The organism is Mesorhizobium sp. WSM3860 (genome assembly GCF_002294995.1).
In the GTDB taxonomy this organism is placed as follows: Bacteria; Pseudomonadota; Alphaproteobacteria; order Rhizobiales; family Rhizobiaceae; genus Mesorhizobium.
In genome coordinates, this window is record NZ_NSGF01000008.1 from 49,093 (window position 1) to 68,089 (window position 18,997).

Consider the following 18,997-nt stretch of genomic DNA (forward strand, 5'->3'; position numbering starts at 1 on the left):
GCAGCCGGCGGGCCACCGCCGGTCGCTGACGGAGGAGACGAAGTGGCCGTGAGCAACGAGACGAGCGAGTTGAAGGCTGGCACCGGCGCCGCGCAGGCCGCTTCGGGTGCGAAGCTTTCGGCGCTGTTTGCCGGAACGATGGGACCGCTGATCGGGCTGGTGCTTCTGTGCCTGGCGCTGGCGCTGACCACCGACACCTTCCTGACCGTCCGCAACATCCTCAACGTGCTCGACCAAGTGACCGTGCTCGGCATCATGGCGATCGGCATGACGCTGGTCATCCTGATCGGCGGCATCGACCTTTCCGTCGGCTCGGTGCTGGCGCTGGCCGCGATGGTGATGGGCTATGTCGCCTATCCCGACTATCTCAACCTCGGCGTCCCGGTGGGCATCGTCGCGGCGCTCATGGTCGCCGCCCTCTGCGGCCTGGTCTCGGGCCTGCTGGTGACGGTGACGAAGCTGCCGCCCTTCATCGCGACGCTTGCCATGATGTCGGTGGCGCGCGGCCTCGCCAACATGATCACCGACGGCTCGCAGATCGTCGGCTTTCCCGACTGGTTCACCAACCTCTCGATCGTGCGCCATTTCGGTTTCCTGTCGGTCACCGTCGGGCTGATGATCGTGCTGGCGATCGTCTTCGCCATCTTCCTCAACTATCGCGCCACCGGCCGCAGCCTCTATGCGATCGGCGGCAGCGCCGAGGTTGCCCGCCTCTCCGGCATTCCAGTGAAGTCGCTGACCAACTGGGTCTACGCAATCTGCGCACTTCTCGCCGGGCTGGCCGGCATCGTGCTCGCGGCGCGGCTTGATTCCGTGCAGCCAAGCTCGGGCGTCGGCTACGAGCTCGACACGATCGCCGCGGTGGTGATCGGCGGCGCCAGCCTTTCCGGCGGCATCGGCTCGATCGGCGGCACAGCGATCGGCGTGCTCATCATCGGCGTGCTGCGCAACGGCCTCAACCTGCTCGGCGTGTCGCCCTTCATTCAGCAGGTGGTGATCGGCGTGGTGATCGCGCTGGCGGTCGCCACCGACACCTGGCGGCGGCGCAGGCAATAGGAATTCGCCCGGACGTCCGGGCGGAACGGATCGGTCGATCCGAGACTGGGACTGTCCGGCCGAGGGCGCCGCGATGCGCAGGCGGACAGATTGAACACCAACGGAGGAAAAACATGCTGACGAAACGTTCACTGCTGCTTGCGGTCGCGGCCATCGTCCCGCTGCTCGGCCTGTCCGATGCCGCCTCGGCCAAGGACGCCAAGAAGCTCGGCCTCGCCGTCGCCAATCTGCAGGCGGACTTCTTCAACCAGATCAAGCAGTCGGTCGAAGCCTATGCCAAGGAGAAGGGCATCGAGGTCATCACCGTCGACGCCAAGGGCGATTCGGCAACGCAGGTCAGCCAGGTGCAGGATCTCGTGACGCAGAACATCGACGCGCTGATCTATATCCCGGCCGGCGCCACTGCCGCGACCGTGCCGACCAAGACCGCGAAGGCCGCCGGCATTCCCGTGGTCAATGTCGATCGCAACGCCGAGGGGGCGCCCGGCGACACCTTCATCGCCACCGACAGCGTCAACTCGGCCAAGGGCGTGTGCGACTACATCGCCAAGCAGGCCGGCGGCAAAGGCGAGATGGTGATCATCCATGGCCAGAAGGGCACGACGCCGGAAGTCGACCGCTCCAAGGGCTGCGGCGAAGCGCTGAAGGCCTATCCGGATATCAAGGTGGTCGGCGAGCTCTGGAGCGATCAGTGGCACCAGGATGAAGGCTTCAAGCTGGCGCAGGACCTGCTGCAGGCCCATCCGAATGTCTCGATCATCTTCGGCCAGGCCGACGCGCTGGCTCTGGGCGCCGCGCAGGCGGTCAAGGTCGCCAACCCCGACCACAAGGTCTGGATCGCCGGCTTCGACGGCGACGTTGCGGCGCTCAAGGCGCTGAAGGACGGCGTGTTCGACGTCACCGCGACGCAGCAGACGCAGGGCATGGGCCGGCTCGCCGTCGACTCGGCGATCAAGATCGTGGCGGGTGAAAAGCTGCCGGCCGAGCAACTGCAAGACGCGACGCTGACCACCAAGGATAACGTCGCGCAGTTCATCGAGAAGCATCCCTAAGGCGGCAACCCTGAGAGAGCGCCACGATGTCCGCTGAACCTCGCCAAAGCGAAAGTCCTCATAACGGGCTCTTCGTCAACGGCCTCTGCAAAAGCTACGGACCGGTGCAGGTCCTGGCCGATGCAAGCTTCGAGGTGCGGCCGGGCGAAGTCGTGGCGCTGCTCGGCGAGAACGGTGCCGGCAAGTCGACGGTGTCCAACATCATCGCCGGTTCGATCAAGCCGGACGCCGGCACCATCATCTGGCGGGGGAAGCCCTATTCCCCCGCCAACCCCGCCGCGGCCATCGAGGCCGGCGTCGGCATGATCCATCAGGAATTGAAGCTGCTGCCGGATCTCTCGGTGGCGGAGAATGTCTATGTCGGCCGCCTGCCGATGCGGAGCGGCCGCATCGACCGCGCCACCATGAACGCGAAGGCCTCGGCGCAGTTGAAGCGCCTCGGCCTCGACGTCTCGCCCGAGCGCAAGGTGCGCACGCTGCGCGTGGCGGCGCAGCAGCAGGTCGAGATCGCCAAGGCGCTGACGCTGAATGCCGAGCTTCTGATCCTCGACGAGCCGACTGCCGCGCTCGGCGGCGAGGAGACGGAGCTGCTGTTCAAGCAAATCCGCAAGCTCAAGGCCGAAGGCATGTCCTTCATCTATATCAGCCACCGGCTGGACGAGATCGCGCAGATCGCCGACCGCGTGGTGGTTATGCGCGACGGCCGCATCGTCGCCCGGCACGAGCGCGCCGACATTCCGGTGCGCACAGTCGTCGAGCAGATGGTCGGACGCAGCGTCGAACGGATGTTCCCGAAGCTGTCGCCGCCTGGCGAAAAGACGCTGCTCGAGGTCGAGAACCTGTCCTCGCCGGAGCGCAGCTTCAACAATGTATCGTTCTCGGTGAAATCGGGCGAAATCCTGGGCATCGCCGGGCTGATCGGCGCCGGCCGCACCGAGCTGGTCAGGGCGATCGCCGGCGCCGATCCGATCTCGTCGGGCGTGGTGCGCGTCGCGGATCAGCCTGTCCATCTCAGCGGCCCGGCGGCGGCGATCAGGGCCGGCGTCGTGCTGGTGCCGGAGGACCGCAAGGAACAGGGCGTCGTATTGGAACAGACGATCGGCGAGAACCTCGCGATCGGCAATTTCGACCATGTCGCGCCGAAGGGCTGGGTGTTTCCCAAAGCGGTGCAGAGGTTCGCCGAGACCGGCATATCGAGGCTCGGCGTCAAGGGTCGGCCGAACCAGGCGGTCTCAAAACTATCCGGCGGCAACCAGCAGAAGGTGATCATCGCCAAATGGGTGTCGCGGCCGCCCAAGGTGTTCATCCTCGATGAGCCGACGCGCGGCATCGACGTCGGCGCCCGCGCGGCGATCTACGATGTCATTGCCGACCTCGCCCGCTCGGGCATGGCCGTGGTGGTGGTGAGCTCCGATCTCGAGGAAGTGTTGGGGCTTTCGCACCGCGTGCTGGTGCTGAGCCGCGGCCGCCAGCGCGGCATCCTCGATCGCGACGAGTCAAGCAATGTCGCCGTGATGGAGCTCGCCACGAGCTGAGGGCACGGCAGATGGGAACAAAGCGCAGCAGGTGATACCCTCCCAAGCACCGGACCGCGCGGGGCGCCAGCAGGGCTGGCGCCCCTTCTTTCAGGGAGAGGGAGAAAGATGAAACTTTTCGATCTTCATGGCGACGTGGCGCTGGTAACGGGCGCCGGCAGCGGCATCGGTCATGCGATCGCCATCGGTCTTGCGGAAGCCGGCGCCGATGTCGCCTGCTTCGGCCACAGCTCGAAGGGCGGGCTGGAAGAGACGGCCGGCAAGATCAGGGCGCTCGGCCGCAAGGCGCTGGTGCTGACCGGAACCGTCACATCGGCGAGCGATCTCGCGGCAGCGGTCGAACGCATCGAAAAGGAACTCGGCGCGCTGACGATCGCGGTCAACAATGCCGGCGTCGCCGGTGCCGAGCCCGCCGAGACGCTGCCGATGGAGAAGTGGCAGAAGATCTACGACGTCAATGTCAACGGCGTGTTCCTGTGCTGCCAGGCCGAGGCGCGCGTCATGCTGCCCCGCCGCAACGGCTCGATCATCAACATCGCCTCGATGTCCGGCTCGATCGTCAACCGCGGCCTGACGCAGGCGCACTATAATTCGTCCAAGGCGGCGGTGATCCACATGTCGAAGAGCCTCGCCATGGAGTGGGCCGATCGCGGCCTGCGCGTCAATGTGGTGAGCCCCGGCTACACGCTGACGCCGATGAACAAGCGGCCGGAGGTCGCCGAGCAGGTCAAGATCTTCGAGCGGGACACGCCGATGGGCCGCATGGCGACGCCGGAGGAAATGATCGGGCCGACCGTATTCCTGGCGAGCCGGGCCGCGAGTTTCGTCACCGGCATCGACCTCATCGTCGATGGCGGCTTCGTCTGCTGGTAGGAGAAAGAGAAAGTGCAGAAGCGTTTCGAAGGAAAGACAGCAATCATCACAGGCGCCAGCGGCGGCATCGGTGCGGCCATGGCGAAGCGCTTCGCGGCGGAAGGTGCGGCGGTCGTGATCAGCGCCATCGATCCAGGCGTCGACGAGGTTGCCGCCGGTCTGAAGGCTGCGGGCGCGAAGGTCGCCTCGATGCGCATGGACGTGACGAAGAAGGACGAGGTCGAAGCGCTCTACGATCTCGCGGAGAAGGAATTCGGTCGGGTCGACATTTCGGTGCAGAACGCCGGCGTCATCACCATCGCGAAAATCGAAGCGATGACGGAATCCGAGTGGGACAAGGTGATGGCGGTGAACACGAAAGGCGTGTTCCTGTGCTGCCAGGAAGCGATCGCGCGCATGCGCAAGCACGGCCAAGGCGGCCGGCTGATCAACACCGCGTCCGGCCAGGCGCGGCAGGGTTTCATCTACACGCCGCATTACGCGGCGTCGAAATTCGGCGTCGTCGGCATCACGCAGAGCCTCGCGAAGGAGGTGGCCAAGGAAAAGATCACCGTCAATGCCATCTGCCCCGGCATCATCGACACCGACATGTGGACCTATAACGACACTGCCTGGGGCAAGCTGCTCGGCGACTACAAGCCGGGCGAGCTGATGGCAGAATGGGTGAAGAATATCCCTATGGGTCGCGCGGGCAGCGGCGAGGATGTTTCGGGCCTCGTCAGCTTTCTCGCCAGTGATGACGCGGCCTACATCACCGGACAGACGATCAATGTCGACGGCGGCCTGATCATGTCGTGAGAAGGCCTGCGAGGCGTTGAGTGCGTGAGGCGCCAGCCTAGCCTGCGACCCAGGGCAGCGGGATCGCACCAGCCGATTTCATCGCAGGCTCTGCGACATAAGATGGCTTGCCGCCATCATTGCGCTCTTGTATCGGAACCGAATATGTTCACCGCGAGTGAAATAAATCGGCGGAAAGTTGAGGGGCGCCATGGCGAAGACGACGACCGACACCAAGCCTTCCGGCGCGAGCGCCCAAGCCAAGCCGTTGCCGAAGAGCGTCTCGGCGGACGGGTGAACCGTGCGAACCATCCGCGCGCCGCTGACGCAGAATCCGCACGCCGTCCGCGACACGCGCGAGAAAGTGCTGGAGGTGGCGATCGGCCATGAGGTGCGCGCATTCCGCAAGAAGCTCGGTATCACCGTCGCCGATCTCGCGGCCGCCACCGACATTTCGCTGGGCATGCTGTCGAAGATCGAGAACGGCATCACCTCGCCGTCGCTGACCACGCTGCAGGCGCTGTCGCGGGCGCTCGGGGTCCCGGTCACCGCTTTCTTCCGCCGCTTCGAGGAGGAGCGCGCCGCCGTCTTCGTCAAGGCCGGCGAAGGCGTCCACGTCGAGCGGCGCGGCACGCGCGCCGGCCACCAGTACAATCTGCTCGGCCATATCGGCGCCAACACCAGCGGCGTGGTCGTCGAGCCCTATCTGATCACGCTGACCGAGGATTCCGACGTGTTCCCGACCTTCCAGCATGCGGGCATGGAGTTCCTCTATATGCTCGAGGGCGAGGTCGTGTACCGGCACGGCAGCAATCTCTATCCGATGAAGCCGGGCGACAGCCTGTTCTTCGACGCCGATGCGCCGCATGGGCCGGAAGAGCTGACACAGCTGCCGATGCGCTATCTCTCCATCATCTGCTATCCGCAGAACAGCACGAGCTGACCGCCCGAACGCCGACCCTCGTTCAATGACGCATTCGTCGAGGGTTCGGACCTCGACCAGTGGATCGGGCTCGGGCTCGTCGAGCGCGGACGCGAGCGCATCGGCGAGATCGTGCGCGCGCATGATCCGCTGCGCGGCGAGGAGTACGATGTCGAGCTCTGCAATCCCGTCTTCTACGATCCGGACGGAGGGCGCCAGCGTGGCTGAGTTTTCCTGGGATACACGCAGTCCGCTTGAGCGCGCCCTGGTCGCCGCCCGTTATGGCGCGCCGGGCGAAGCCGGCGTGTCGCTGAACGAGATCCGCAATTTCGACCTCGTCCAGGTGATGGCGCGGCGCGGCAAGGCGGCCGAGACGGTCAACGCCGAAGCGCGCCTTCGCGGCGACGCGACGCTGATCTGGTCAGGACCGGACCAGTTCCTCGTGCTGTCGAATGGCGGCAAGCATACGATCGAGACGCTTGCCCCGGTGTTGCCGGTTCGGCCTCGCTCTCCGATCAATCGCATGCGCGAGCGCTGATCAGCATTTTCGGCGCCAAAGCGCGCACGATGCTGGCCAAGCTGTCGTCCATCGACCTGCACCGCGATGTGTTCCCCATCGGCACGGCAGCCGCCACCTCGATCGACCATACCAGCGTGACGCTCTGGCGCGGCAAGGACCGGCAAGACCGCCAGGCCGTGTTCAACCTCCTGGTATTCGCAACCTTCGCCGAGAGCCTGTGGCACACGATGCTCGACTCGGCCGCGGGGTATGGCGCGACGATCGCGCATTCCGGGGAATTGGCGTAGGCGCCTCGCCGAGCGCGTCGCGGCGGCGAGAGGCGTTCTTTCGATGCGCATCATCCGCCGCAGGCTTTCGCCGGCGGCGGATGATTTGAGGTGCCACCTTCTTATTCCGCAGCCAGCGCCAACTGCGGTCTTTCGATGCCTTCGACCTGTTCCGGCTCCGGCGCCTGCTCGTCGGTCTTGGCCTTCTTGGGCTCGCGGCCGAAGAACAGGGCATAGCCCGCCGGCAGCACCAGGATGGTGAGCACGGTGGCGACGAGAATGCCGCCCATCATGGCGTAGGCCAGCGGCCCCCAGAACACGGCGCGCGAGATCGGGATCAACGCAAGCACCGCGGTCAGCGCCGTCAGCATGATCGGGCGGAAGCGGCGCACGGCAGCGCCGACGATCGCTTCCGATCGATCCATTCCCGCGGCGATATCCTGGTCGATCTGGTCGACCAGGATGATCGAGTTTCGCATGATGATGCCGAGCAGCGCGATGACGCCAAGGATGGCGACAAAGCCGAACGGCGCGCCGCTGATCAGAAGGGCTGCCGCGGCGCCGATGATGCCCAGCGGACCGGTGGCCAGCACCAGCATCGACTTGCCGAAATGCTGCAGCTGGACCATCAGCAAGATGACGATGACGGCCAGCATGATCGGTGCCTTGGCCGCGATCGAGGCCTGGCTTTCGGCCGAGTCCTCGGCGCCGCCCTGGATCTCGATCTTGTAGCCGGGGGCAAGGCCGGCGCGCAGGTCCTTCATGTCATTGTACATCCTGGTGACGACGTCGTTCGACTGCACGCCATCCGGCAGCGTGGCGCGCACGCTGATGGTCGGCAGACGGTCGCGCCGCCACTCGATGCCCTGCTCCATCACGGGCACCACTTTCGCCACCTGGGACAGCGGCACGGAGCCGCCGAAGTCGGTCGGGATATAGACGGAATCGACCGAGGAAAGCAGATGACGGGTCGCCTCCGGCTCGCGGGCGACGATCGAGACCGTCTCTTCGCCGTCGCGGAAATCATCGAGCGGCGCACCGGACATCGTTGCCTGCAGCATCTGGCGAATGCGCTGCGATGTGACGCCTAGTGCCCGGGCTCGGTCCTGGTCGATCACCAGCTTCATCGCCGGCACCGGCTCCAGCCAGTCGTCATGGACGGCGCCGAGCAGCGGGTTTGCTTCGAACCTTGCCTTCACCTCGTCGGCGATGCGGCGCACCTCCTGGCGATCCGGACCCATTACGCGCATTTGCACCGGCCAGCCGGTCGGCGGACCGAGGAACAAACGATCGACCTTGGCGCGGATCGACGGGAAGTCCTTGGCGAGGATACCTCGCATCTTGACGATCAGCCGCTCGCGCGCCGGCTCATCCTTGGCCATCACCAGAAGCTGGGCGAAGTTCGGATTGCGAAGCTGCTGGTCGAGCGGCAGGAAGAAGCGCGGGGCGCCCTCGCCGATATAGGTGGCGATGAAGCGCTTGTCCTGGTCGTCCATCATCTTCGCTTCGAGCGCCTTGGCTTGGTTCTCGACCTCCTTGATAGAGGTACCTTCCGGCAGCCAGAGATCGACCAGGATTTCCGGACGTGACGACTGCGGGAAGAAGTTCTGCGGGATGAACTGGAAGGCCCAGAGGCTGGTGCCGAAAGTGACCAGCGTCATCGCCAGCACGATGATGCGGTGGCGCACGGCCCAGGTGACTGTCGCGCGCAGCCGCCGGTAGAAGCCGGTGTCGAAGACGTCGTGGTGTGTGCCGGCGTGCTTGCGCTGCTTCAGGATCATGTAGCCCAGCCACGGCGTGAAATAGACCGCGACGAACCACGACACGACCAGTGCGATGCCGACGACATAGAACAGCGTGCGCACATACTCGCCCGCAGTGGAGGCCGCGAAGCCGACCGGGATAAAGCCGGCGGTGGTGATCAGCGTGCCGGTCAGCATCGGGAAGGCGGTCGAAGAATAGGCGAAGCTCGCCGCCTCGATCTTGACCAGCCCCTCCTCCAGCTTTCGTTCCATCATCTCGACGACGATCATGGCGTCGTCGACCAGCAGACCGAGGGCGATGATCAGCGCGCCGAGCGAGATGCGCTGCAGATCGATGCCGATCTCGTACATGATGGCGAAGGTGGCGGCTAGAACCAGCGGAATGGCGATCGCGATCACCAGGCCGGAGCGCCAGCCGATCGACAGGAACGAGACGACGAGCACGATAAGCAGCGCTTCGCCGAGCGCCTCCATGAACTCGTTGACGGCATCCTTGACCACTTCGGGCTGGTCGGAAATCTGGTCGACCGCAACGCCATAGGGCAGACCTTCCTCGAAGCGCTTGTAGGTGGCCTCGACATCCTTGCCGACGTCCCTGACATTGAAGCCCTTGGCCATGACGACGCCGACCTGGACGCTTTCGTGGCCATTGAAGCGGTACTTGCGCTCATAAGGGTCCTCGAGGCCAGAAGAGACCGTGGCGATGTCGCCAAGACGCGTCACCTGATTGCCGGCGCGCAGCCTCAGCTCGCGGATATCGGCGGCCTTGGTGACGTCGCCCTCGACCGAGATGCGAACCGAGCGCAGGCCGGTATCGACCGAGCCCGCCGGATCGACGGCGTTCTGCCCTTTTACGGCATTCTGCAGGTCAAGGACGGTCAGGCCGCGCTCGGCAAGCGCCTTGGAGGAGACATCGATATAGATCTTCTCGGGCTGGTCGCCGATGATGACGGCCTTTTCGACGCCCGGCGTCGCCAGCAGCATGTCGCGCGCCTGAATGGCGAATTTCTTCAGCTCGGGATAGGTGAAGCCGTCGCCGCTGATCGAATGCAGCGTGATGAAGGTGTCGCCGAACTCGTCGTTGAAATAGGGGCCGAGCAGGCCCTGCGGGAGCTCGTTGGCGATATCGCCGACCTTCTTGCGCACTTGGTAGAAGGCATCCTTCACCTCCTCGGCGTTGGTGTCGCCCTTCACTTGGAGCGTGATGATGGCGCTGCCGGCGCGGGTGTAGGAGCGGACAAAGTCGAGATGCGGCGTCTCCTGCAGCTTGCGCTCGATCTTGTTGACGACTTGGTCTTCCATGTCCTGGATCGAGGCGCCCGGCCAGACTGCCTGCACGACCATGACGCGGAAGGTGAAGTCAGGGTCTTCCTTCTGGCCCATGCGCATCAGCCCGAGCGCGCCGGCCACGATGATCAGGCCGAACAGGAAGCGCGCGATGCTCGGATGCCCGATCGCCCAGCGCGAGAGGTTGAAGGGCTGCTTTTCAGTGCTGCTGTCCGTGGTCATGGCGCAGGTCCAGTCCAATTGGCGGCAAGGCAGCTTGCCTTGCGGCTCATGAGTTCTCGGTGGGCTTCCGGGCGGCGAGCACCTCAAGCGGAGAGAGACTCGCAATCGCGCTCGACGCGGCCGTGGAGCGGGGGATACCAATGCCGCGCCTCGTCGATCGGGCGATTTCGCCGCCCGGAACCCATGCCCTCCCCGGCTCGCGGCTCGCGCAGCGAGGTCGGGAAAGGCGTTCGTTACGCCTGGTTAGCGCAGGCTGCTGGTGGCGGCGATGTCATCCTCCGCCGAGGCGGACTGCTGGGCGGCATCGCCGGAAAGCTTCACTTTCAGATTGTCGGTCATGAACTGTGTGCCTGCGGCCACCACCACGTCGCCCTGCTTCAGGCCTTCGGCAACGGCAACGCCGTCGGCGGTGAAGTTCGCCACCTTGATCGGGCGCGGATGCACCGTGTCGGAAGCACGGTCGACCGTCCATACGATGTGCTTGCCGTCCTTCTCAGCCATCGCGGTCAGCGGGATAGACACCAGCTGCGCCTTGCTGCCGACGGTTGCCGCGACATTGGCGGTCATGCCGAGCAGCACCCGAGGATCGTTGGGCAGCGACACCCGGACCGCGAAGGTGCGCGACTGCGGATCGGCGCTGCCGGCCACCTCGCGGACCTTGCCGTCAAGCGTCAGCGCCTCGTCGGACCAGAAGCTCGCCTTGACCTCCTTGCCCGGCCGGAAGCCCGCGATGTCCATTTCCGGCACCGCGATCAGCACTTCCTTCTCGCCGTCGACGGCAACCGTCATGACCGGCGTGCCGGCCCCCACTACCTGACCGATATCGGCCGAGATGGCGGTGACGATGCCGGCCTTGCTGGCCTTGAGATCGGTGTAATGGACCTGGTTCTGCGCCTGGGCCAGGGTCGAACGGGCGGCATCGCGCGTCGCCACGGCCTGATCATAGCTCAGAACGGCCTGATCGAGCTGCGACTTAGGCGCGAAGTTCTTGGCATAGAGCTGCTCGGCGCGCTTCCTGGCGAGATCGACGGTCTCGACCTGCCGCTCGGCGGCGTCGAGGTTCGCCTCAGCGCTCTTCACCGAAAGCTCGTAGTCGGAAGGGTCGACGCGGGCGAGCACGTCGCCCTCGTTCACATGCTGGCCGATGTCGACGAGACGCTCGGTGACCTTGCCGGCGATGCGGAAGCCGAGATTCATCTCGGTGCGGGCGCGCACCGAACCGGAATAGTCGAGCTGGCGCGTGGTCTCGGCCTCGCCGATCTCGACGACCTTCACCGGACGGACGGCTTCCTGGACGACCGCTGCCTTCTCCTGGCTGCAGCCGGCAAGCCCGAGCGCCGCGACAACGACGCCGACGACTGGGAGGCCCGCGGCCGGCAGCCTGCGGAGGATGGAACTGGACAAAGACACCTTAGCACTCCCGAACTGGAGATAAACGTGGACCGGCGACCCGGCGGGGCAGCGGCTATTTCAAGGCTCTGATTGCGTAGTCGATGAGATCGTCCGGCATTGCCCGGTTGGTCTTGGCAAGGCACTGCGCGACCATCTGCGGATGGCACAGGATGATGGTGGAAGCGCCGAAACAGCGCGAGGCGATCACCGGGTCCTGCTTCCTGAACTCGCCGGCCTCTATGCCGTCGCGGATGACGTCGGCGAGCAGGTCGTGGATGCGGTCGACATGCTTGTCGATGACGCCCCAGTCACGCTCGAGCGCGACGATCACCATCTCATGCACCTTCTGGTCGTCGAGCATGACTTCCAGCGTCATCTTGTACTGGGCGTGCACGTAGCGGCGCAGCCGCTCCTCGGCGCTGATCGGCAGGCGCGAAATCTCGTAGGCCATCGCGTAGCTGGCGCCGAGCATGCGGCCGCAGACCGCCTGGTGGATTTCGACCTTGGAGGCGAAGAAGCGGTAGATGTTGGCCGGGGACATGCCGAGCTCGCGGGCAATGTCGGCAACGTTGGTCTTGCCGTAGCCGTAGTGCCGGAACAGGCGCTCGGCACAGTCGAGAATGCGCGTCACATTCTCCTGTCTGGCGGGGTCGGCCACGATGTTGGCGGCTTCTGACATGGTGCTTTCGCTTGATGAGTGACGAATTTCAATTTTCGTCAGTCGTAAATCGAAAGCAGCCAAGAGTCAACGGGGAATCGACGTACGCGTATACTTGGTGACAGATGGTGACAGTTGCGAGAGTTTGGCTGGGTGACGAGGATGCTAACTTCTGGCGTAGCGATCCTTCGCACCCCCCTCTGTCCTGCCGGACATCTCCCCCGCAAGGGGCCCGCAAGGGGGAGATTGGCAGCTCCGTCGCCGACGCCTTTTCTGCGATGTCAGCGATTGGCGAAAGCCTGCACGACATCTGATCTCCCCCCTGTATGGACTGGGACATCGCGAACAGGTGTGCGAAGACATCGCGAACAGTTTCCCATGCTATCGGCGGATCGTATTGAGGTCGATGGTCTGGATTTTCTGGTGCCGGAAGTAGGCATCGAAGACGCCGTCGGCCTCGGTCGGTCTGAAGGCGACGGTCTTTCCGGCAAAGGCATTGCAGATCTTGAAGGCGCGTCCGAACAAGGAGGTGGCACCCTTCTGCTGGATTTTGCGCAAGTTGTCGCCGACGGCGTATTCGAAAGGCGCAACGGTCTCGCAGAAGTCGCGGCCGGAAGCCCGGTAGCGATCGAATGGCACGGCGCCGCCGATGCCCTGGTGCGGACGCCTGGTGTTGTAGAGGTGACGCCAGCGGTCGAAGACATGCTGGGCCTGCTGGAGGCTCTCGAAGGGCGGCCCCTGAAGCGCCTCGGCCTTGAGGGTGCGATGGAAGCGTTCCTCCTTGCCGAGCGTCTGGGGATGGCATGGCCTGGAATGACCGACGCTCACGCCGATCTCGATCAGCCAGACACCAAGTGCGGTGAAATTGTTGCGCCCGCCATCGCCCCAGGGTGGGCCGTTGTCGGTCGCAATGCGCCACGGCAGGCCATAGCGCCGGAAGGCGGCAATCAGCCGTGTCTTGACGGTCTCGGTCGTCTGGTCGGCGCAGGCTTCCAGCACCAGCGAGAAGCGCGAATGATCGTCGAGCACGGTGAGCGGATGCAGCCGCCCTTGGCGCAGAGGCACATGGCCCTTGAAGTCCATCTGCCACAGATCGTTGGGAGCTTCGTGCTCGAAGCGGATGAAGGGCTGGGCGCCGCCGCCATGCAGGCCCAGCTCGACACCATTGCGGCGCAGGATGTCGGTCACTGTCGAAGGCGCAATGCCGCCTACGCCATCGCGCGCGAGAACGCCGGCGATCTTGCGACCGCCCCAGGCCGGATGATCCTTGCGCAGCGACACAACCGCTGCTTCCAGCTCCGGCGGACTGCGCCGCGGGCTCGACCGCGGCCGCCGCGAACGCGCCGCGAGCCCACCGTCGCCTTCCGCCCGGAAGCGCGCCAGCAGCTTGTGCCCGCACGTTCGCCCGATCCCGAAGCGACGGCACAACGCGCTCACATTGGCGTCCGGCGCAAGCGCCAATCTGACAAACTCTTCCTTCTGGCTCATCACGCTTCTGGCCTCGAATGGCACCCCGAACCTCCCCGCGCAAAACGCACGAAACTGTTCGCGATGTCTTCGCACACCTGTTCGCGATGTCCCCAGTCCATACACCCCCTTGCGGGGGAGATGGCCGGCAGGCCAGAGGGGGGTGGGCGGGAACTCGACCTAACGCATATTGGTGCTAGGCCTGTTTCGCCATTTCCCTCAACTTGAACTTCTGGATCTTCCCCGTCGACGTCTTCGGAATCTCGGCGAACACCACCGCCTTCGGCACCTTGAAGCGGGCGAGCAACCCACGGCAATGCTCGATGATCTCGGCCTCGGTCGCAGCCTTGCCGGGCTTCAGCTCGACATAGGCGACAGGTACCTCGCCCCATTTCTCGTCTGCGCGGGCAACCACACCGCAGGAGGCGACGGACGGATGCTTGTAGAGCGCGTCCTCGACCTCGATCGATGAGATGTTCTCGCCGCCCGAGATGATGATGTCCTTGGAGCGGTCCCTGAGCTGGATGTAGCCGTCCGGGTGCATGACACCGAGATCGCCGGAGTGGAACCAGCCGCCGGCAAAAGCCTCGTCGGTCGCCTTGCGATTCTTCAGATAGCCCTTCATGACGATGTTGCCGCGGAACATGACCTCGCCGATGGTCTCGCCGTCGGCCGGCGTTTCGACCATGGTCTCGGGGTTCATCACGGCGAGTCCTTCGAGCGCGGCATAGCGCACGCCCTGGCGCGCCTTTTTCGCCGTCCTCGGGCCCTTCTCCAGCTCGTCCCACTCATTGTGCCATTCGTTGACAACCGCCGGCCCATAGGTCTCGGTCAGGCCGTAGAGATGGGTGACGGCGAAGCCGGCATCGGCCATGCCGGAAAGCACCGCCTCGGGCGGCGGCGCGGCGGCCGTGTTGAAGGTGACTGTCTGGGCGAACTGGCGCTTGTCCTCGTCTTTCGCGTTGATCAGCACCGACATAACGATCGGCGCGCCGCAAAGATGGGTAACGCGATGGTCGGCGATGGCGTCATACATCGGCTTTGCCCGCACCCAGCGCAGGCAGACATGGGTGGCGGCCTGCACGGCGAGCGTCCAGGGAAAGCACCAGCCGTTGCAGTGGAACATCGGCAGCGTCCAGAGATAGACGGCGTGCTTGGCCATGCCCGCATGGATGGTGTTGGTGTAGGCCATCAGGGCGGCGCCGCGATGATGGTAGACGACACCCTTCGGATTGCCCGTCGTGCCGGAGGTGTAGTTCAGCGAGATGGCGTCCCACTCGTCGTCGGGCATCGACCATGCAAAAGCCTCGTCGCCGCCGGCGACGAAATCCTCATAGTCGAGCGTGCCGATCCGCTCGCCCTTCGGATAGGGCGCATCGGCGGCGTAGTCGGGGTCATCATAGTCGATGACCAATGGCTTGGCCTTGGCCGATGCCAGCGCCTCCCTGACCACGCCCGAGAACTCGCGGTCGACGATCAGCACCTTGGTGTCGGCATGGTCGAGCTGGAAGGCGATGACCGCGGCATCGAGGCGGGTGTTCAGCGAATGCAGCACCGCCTTCACCATCGGCACGCCGAAATGCGCCTCCAGCATCGGCGGCGTGTTCGACAGCATCACCGTTACCGTATCCCCCTTGCCGATGCCGTGCTTCGACAGCGCCGAGGCGAGCTTCAGCGAGCGCCGCCAGAAATCGCGATATGAGATGCGCTGGCTGCCGTGGATGATGGCGACATGGTCGGGATAGGTCTTGGCCGCCCGCTCGAGATAGGTGACCGGCGTCAGCGGCTGGTGGTTGGCGGCGTTGCGGTCGAGATCCTGTTCGTAGGGATTGGCCATCCCATCCTCCCCAAAAGTCTTTTCGAGCTTTCTAACCGCAGGCTCGCGATCATGCCATCCCCTTGAACGACCGGAAAATGCTCTGACATGAGCGCTCGGTAGAATGGCTGCTCGGATCATGCCGCGCCGGAGGACGAATAACCCAGCCAGCTAGATTTGACTTTTGTCGAGAGCCGTGACTAATGTCAGCCGAGGAGGCGGCATGGCGATCCGACCGGCAGAACAGCTCATCCACAAGGCCGCCTGGCTTTACTATGCGCATGGCCTTCGCCAGGACGAAGTGGCGATCCAGCTCAAGATTTCGCGCGCATCGGTCGCCATGTATCTGCGCAAAGCGCGCGAGACCGGCATCGTCAACATCTCGACCTCGACGCAGCTTTTCACCGACGATGTCATGGCGCGCAGGCTGGAGGACGCCTTCAAACTTGATGCCGTCTGGATCGCGCCGGAAAACGCCTATGTCGCCGACCCGTCGACCGACATCGCTGTACTGGCGGCGAGCGTCTTCCTCGAACTGGTGAGTAAGGGCGACCGCATCGGCGTCGCCTGGGGCCGCACGGTCTATACCATCGCCGACATCATGTCCTATGCCGACCTGCAGGACGTCACCGTGGTGCAGCTCTGCGGCAATCTCGGCGCGCCCTATTCCTACCGACCCGATCAGTGCACGATGGAGATCGCGCGGCGGCTGAACGCCAAGGGTCTGAATTTTTACGCGCCGCTGGTGCTGTCCACGGAAGAGTTGGCAGAGGGCCTGCGCGCCGAGCCGGTGATCCGCGACCAGCTTGCCGGCATCAGCGACTGCGATCTCGCGCTCTATTCCGTCGGCGCCGTGGATGCCAACAGCCATCTGGTCAAATGCGGCGCGCTTACGCCGGCCGAAATGGCTGCGCTGCGCAAGCAAGGCGCGGCCGGCGTCATCGCCGGGCAGATAATCGATGCAAACGGCGAGGCGCTCGACTGCAGCTACAATCGGCGGGTCATTTCTGCCGAGATTGCCTCACTGCGCGCAATCGGGAAGCGGCTGATGGTGGTGCAGGAGGACAGCAAGTTCGAGCCGCTGCTTGCCGCTATCGCCGGCGGACTCTGCACGCATCTTGTGGTCGGCGCACATATGGCGGGGCGCCTTCTCGATCACGCCGGCGCGGTCAGCAAAAAGGCCTCGTAGGAAACCACCCTCGCCGCCTCTGTCATCAAGACGTCGCGGCTGCCTGTTCATGAGCAGATAAAATACGGAATCGGACGGAACGACATGAAGAACCTTTGGAACGACGCCGACGCGGAAAAGATGGTTGCCGACTACGCGAAGAAGGGCGTCGGCCGCGACCTTGCGCTGCGCGTCTACACGACCCGCCTGCTCGGCGGCGAGCCGCGGCTGGTGCTGCATGGCGGCGGCAATACCTCCTGCAAGACCAAGGCCACCGATCTGGTCGGTGACGAATGGGACGTCCTTTGCGTCAAGGGCAGCGGCTGGGACATGGCCGTCATCGAGCCGCAAGGCTTGCCGGCGGTGAAGATGGGCGCGCTGCTCAAGGCGCGCTCGCTGGACACGCTCTCCGACGAGGACATGGTGGCGCTGCAGCGCTCCAATCTCATCGATCCCGCCTCGCCGAATCCATCGGTCGAGACACTGCTGCACGCCTTCCTGCCGCTCAAATTCGTCGACCATACGCATTCGACCGCGATCCTTGCCATCGTCGACCAGGAGGACAGCAAGGCGCTGGTGAAGACGCTGTTCGGCGACAAAATGGGTTACGTGCCCTACATCAAGCCGGGCTTCGAGCTCGCCAAGGTCGCGGCGGACGTTTTTGACGCCGACCCCAGCGTCGAAGGCCTGATCCTCGACAAGCACGGCATCTTCACCTTCGGCGACGACGCCAGGCAGGCCTATGACCAGATGATCCATTATGTGACCATCGCCGAGGACTATGTCGCCAAGAACGGCAAGCCGCAGGCGGCCAAGGCGGCGCTGCCGGCTAAGCTCGCCAAGGCGAGCGACATCGCGCCGACGCTGCGCGGCGCTGTCGCGGTGGCGCGCGGCGAAGGCCGCTTCGACCGCATGATCAGCGATTTCCGCACCTCGGATGCGATCGTCGATTTCATCAATTCGGCCAGGATCGCCGAGCTGGCCGGACGCGGCGTGTCGACGCCCGATCTGTCGATCCGCATCAAGACCGGGCCGATGGCGGTTCCGGCTCCCGACGCCGACAAGCTCGGCGACTACAAGGCCGTCATCCGCAGCCATGTCGAGGCTTTCGCCAAGGACTACCGCGCCTATTTCGAGACCAACGACGCGCTGGATGACGTCAAGCGCACCATGCTCGACCCGATGCCGCGGCTGACACTGGTGCCGGGACTCGGCATGTTCGGCCACGGTCGCACGCTGAAGGACGCGAAAATCGCCTCCGACGTCGGCGAGATGTGGATCGAGGCGGTGCGCGGCGCGGAAGCCATCGGCAATTTCCAGCCGCTCTCCAAGGCCGACCTCTTCCCGCTCGAATACTGGTCGTTGGAGCAGGCCAAGCTCGCCTCGAACAAGCCGAAGCCGCTGACCGGCCAGGTGGCGCTGATCACCGGCGGCGCCGGCGCCATCGGCGCCGCGACGGCGAAGCTGTTCGCCGCAAACGGGGCCCATGCCGTCATCGTCGACCTCGATCACGCCAAAGCCGCGGAAGCGGCGAAGGCGGCCGGCAACAACTCGATCGGCGTCGGCGCCGACATCACCAGCCCGGCCGAGGTGCGCGCCGCCTTCGACAAGGCGGTCGCGGTCTATGGCGGCGTCGACATCCTGGTCTCCAATGCAGGCGCGGCCTGGGAAGGCCGGATCGGCGAGATCGACGATGCGCTTCTGCGCAAGAGCTTCGAGCTCAACTTCTTCGCTCACCAGTCGGCGGCACAGAACGCGGTGCGCATCATGCTCGAACAGGGCACGGGCGGCGTGCTTCTGTTCAACACCTCCAAGCAGGCCGTCAATCCCGGGCCGAAATTCGGCGCCTACGGCCTTCCCAAGGCGGCGACGCTGTTCCTGTCGCGCCAATATGCCCTGGACTACGGCGCGCACGGCATCCGCTCGAACGCGGTCAACGCCGACCGCATCCGATCCGGGCTTTTGACCGACGCCATGATTGCCAGCCGCTCGGGCGCGCGCGGCGTCTCGGAAAAGGAATACATGTCCGGCAATCTTCTCGGCCAGGAAGTGACGGCCGAAGACGTGGCGCAAGCTTTTCTGCATCAGGCGCTGGCCGAACGCACCACGGCCGATGTGACGACGGTGGACGGCGGCAATATCGCCGCGGCGCTGCGCTGAAGAAACAAGGATATCTCCCTGAGCGGCCCGTCGCTTTCCTGGAACGACGGACCGCTCTCTCCG

13 protein-coding genes and 2 pseudogenes are annotated in these 18,997 nt (G+C 64.8%); 9 read left to right on the forward strand and 6 right to left on the reverse strand.

The annotated features are described in order from the left end of the window. The first annotated feature begins 69 nt into the window (after positions 1-69). The 5 genes from CK220_RS15000 (at position 70) to CK220_RS15020 (ending at position 5,314) form a co-directional block, all read left to right on the forward strand. Positions 70-1,056, forward strand: a complete 987-nt coding sequence (locus tag CK220_RS15000) for an ABC transporter permease (protein WP_095812437.1) — start codon at positions 70-72, stop codon at positions 1,054-1,056. A gap of 113 nt (positions 1,057-1,169) precedes the next feature. Next, positions 1,170-2,108 (forward strand): sugar ABC transporter substrate-binding protein, encoded by a 939-nt coding sequence (locus CK220_RS15005; protein ID WP_095812282.1) that lies wholly within the window; start codon positions 1,170-1,172, stop codon positions 2,106-2,108. 26 nt (positions 2,109-2,134) lie between these two features. Beyond that, positions 2,135-3,643 (forward strand): sugar ABC transporter ATP-binding protein, encoded by a 1,509-nt coding sequence (locus tag CK220_RS15010; protein ID WP_095812283.1) that lies wholly within the window; start codon positions 2,135-2,137, stop codon positions 3,641-3,643. A gap of 108 nt (positions 3,644-3,751) precedes the next feature. Further along, complete coding sequence (locus tag CK220_RS15015; RefSeq protein WP_095812284.1) at positions 3,752-4,516, forward strand: SDR family oxidoreductase; 765 nt, start codon at positions 3,752-3,754, stop codon at positions 4,514-4,516. 12 nt (positions 4,517-4,528) lie between these two features. Beyond that, positions 4,529-5,314: a glucose 1-dehydrogenase gene (locus CK220_RS15020; protein WP_095812285.1), complete on the forward strand. Its 786-nt coding sequence runs from the start codon at positions 4,529-4,531 to the stop codon at positions 5,312-5,314. 78 nt (positions 5,315-5,392) lie between these two features. Here CK220_RS15020 and CK220_RS31935 read toward each other — a convergent pair whose 3' ends face one another. After that, positions 5,393-5,605 (reverse strand): hypothetical protein, encoded by a 213-nt coding sequence (locus CK220_RS31935; protein WP_176479095.1) that lies wholly within the window; start codon positions 5,603-5,605, stop codon positions 5,393-5,395. Between the two features lie 10 nt (positions 5,606-5,615). On the opposite strand from CK220_RS31935, the pseudogene CK220_RS15025 reads away from it, so the two are divergent. Both CK220_RS15025 and CK220_RS15030 read left to right on the forward strand, forming a co-directional pair. Continuing rightward, positions 5,616-6,236: pseudogene (locus CK220_RS15025) on the forward strand (XRE family transcriptional regulator); the annotation flags it as partial. A 199-nt stretch (positions 6,237-6,435) separates the two neighbouring features. Further along, positions 6,436-7,022 (forward strand): annotated as a pseudogene (locus CK220_RS15030) (sarcosine oxidase subunit gamma family protein). A 101-nt stretch (positions 7,023-7,123) separates the two neighbouring features. Here the strand turns inward: CK220_RS15030 and CK220_RS15035 are convergent. The 5 genes from CK220_RS15035 to CK220_RS15055 form a co-directional block, all read right to left on the reverse strand. Continuing rightward, positions 7,124-10,273, reverse strand: coding sequence for an efflux RND transporter permease subunit (locus CK220_RS15035; protein ID WP_095812286.1), 3,150 nt, complete (start codon positions 10,271-10,273; stop codon positions 7,124-7,126). Between the two features lie 243 nt (positions 10,274-10,516). Next, entirely contained in the window at positions 10,517-11,683 is a 1,167-nt protein-coding gene (locus tag CK220_RS15040; protein WP_095812287.1) for an efflux RND transporter periplasmic adaptor subunit, read from the reverse strand. A gap of 55 nt (positions 11,684-11,738) precedes the next feature. Continuing rightward, the gene (locus CK220_RS15045) at positions 11,739-12,344 is read right to left on the reverse strand and encodes a TetR family transcriptional regulator (protein ID WP_095812288.1); all 606 of its coding nucleotides are present in this window, start codon (positions 12,342-12,344) and stop codon (positions 11,739-11,741) included. Positions 12,345-12,704: 360 nt separating this feature from the next. Further along, positions 12,705-13,811, reverse strand: a complete 1,107-nt coding sequence (locus tag CK220_RS15050) for an IS481 family transposase (RefSeq protein ID WP_095812289.1) — start codon at positions 13,809-13,811, stop codon at positions 12,705-12,707. Between the two features lie 175 nt (positions 13,812-13,986). Further along, a complete protein-coding gene (locus CK220_RS15055; protein ID WP_095812290.1) occupies positions 13,987-15,627 on the reverse strand; it encodes an acyl-CoA synthetase in 1,641 nt (546 codons plus the stop codon). 202 nt (positions 15,628-15,829) lie between these two features. Here CK220_RS15055 and CK220_RS15060 point away from each other — a divergent pair, with 202 nt between their 5' ends. Both CK220_RS15060 and CK220_RS15065 read left to right on the forward strand, forming a co-directional pair. Continuing rightward, a complete protein-coding gene (locus CK220_RS15060) occupies positions 15,830-16,795 on the forward strand; it encodes a sugar-binding transcriptional regulator (RefSeq protein ID WP_095812291.1) in 966 nt (321 codons plus the stop codon). 84 nt (positions 16,796-16,879) lie between these two features. Further along, complete coding sequence (locus CK220_RS15065) at positions 16,880-18,934, forward strand: bifunctional aldolase/short-chain dehydrogenase (protein ID WP_095812292.1); 2,055 nt, start codon at positions 16,880-16,882, stop codon at positions 18,932-18,934. Positions 18,935-18,997: the final 63 nt, after the last annotated feature.